1 protein-coding gene is annotated in these 1,278 nt (G+C 47.7%); it reads left to right on the top strand.

Translation table 11 applies throughout. From position 1 onward, the window contains the following. Positions 1-1,161, top strand: a 1,161-nt coding sequence (locus R7E47_RS24595; RefSeq protein WP_318085337.1) for an AbgT family transporter, incomplete at its 5' end; no start/stop codon positions are given. Between the last annotated feature and the right edge of the window lie 117 nt (positions 1,162-1,278).

The following is a 1,278-nucleotide window of genomic DNA, read 5'->3' as shown; positions in this document are numbered from 1 at the left end:
GTTGTTTTTGCTGGTATCATTTCAAACACCGCTTCTGAGCTTGGCTACGTGGTTCTTATCCCACTTGCTGCAATGCTTTTCCATTCCCTTGGTCGTCATCCTCTTGCTGGTCTTGCGGCAGCATTTGCTGGTGTATCGGGCGGTTACTCAGCAAACCTTCTAATTGGTACGGTTGACCCACTGCTTTCAGGTATTACTGAGACAGCAGCTCAAATGATTGACCCGACTTACACTGTTGGACCAGAAGTAAACTGGTACTTCATGTTTGTGTCGACGTTCTTCATCGCGGGTATGGGTGCATTCGTTACAGAGAAAATCGTTGAGCCGAAACTTGGCAAGTACAACGAAGAAGAAGCGGCTGAAGATTTGTCTAACGACAAAATGGGCAACCTAACTGTCCTTGAGGAGAAAGGTCTGAAAGTTGCTGGTCTTGCTGTGTTGGTTGTGTCTGCTTTGTTGGCTTGGACGATTGTTCCAGAAGACGGCATCCTACGTTCAGACGCTGGCACTGTTGCAGGATCCCCATTCCTGAAAAGTATCGTCGCTTTCATCTTCGTATTCTTTGCTATCCCTGGCTTTGTATACGGTAAAGTCGTTGGCACGATGAAAACCGACCGTGATGTTATCGATGCGATGTCTAAATCAATGTCTTCGATGGGCATGTACATCGTGTTGGTGTTCTTCGCTGCGCAGTTTGTTGCTTTCTTTAAGTGGACGAACTTTGGCCAAGTATTTGCCGTTGCAGGTGCTGACTTCCTGCAAAGTATCGGTCTGACTGGCCCTATGTTGTTCTTCGCATTCATTCTGATGTGTGGCTTCATTAACCTGATGATCGGTTCTGCATCGGCGCAGTGGGCCGTGACAGCTCCTATCTTCGTGCCAATGCTAATGCTAGTGGGTTATGCCCCAGAAACCATTCAAGCGGCTTACCGTATCGGTGATTCAACCACGAACATCATCACACCGATGATGAGCTACTTTGGTTTGATTTTGGCGGTAGCGACTCGCTACATGAAGAATCTAGGTATCGGTACGCTGATCGCGACCATGCTGCCTTACTCAATCTGCTTTATCGTAGGTTGGAGTCTGCTGTTCTACCTATGGGTATTCGTATTTGGTCTACCAGTCGGCCCGGGCGCTGCAACGTATTACACACCGTAATACTTAGGGCACCTCACACAGCTCCAAAAAAAAGCCTGCGATATTCGCAGGCTTTTTTGCATGTTTGAAGGACGGACTCTGTTGAGGCTTATTTCATCGATGGAGCATTTCAATGCT

Origin of the sequence: Vibrio sp. Vb1026 (assembly GCF_033338745.1) — a bacterium.
Classification (GTDB): Bacteria; Pseudomonadota; Gammaproteobacteria; order Enterobacterales; family Vibrionaceae; genus Vibrio; species Vibrio alginolyticus.
Note: the sequence above shows the minus strand (reverse complement) of the source record. Positions and strands in the feature narration are given on the sequence as shown.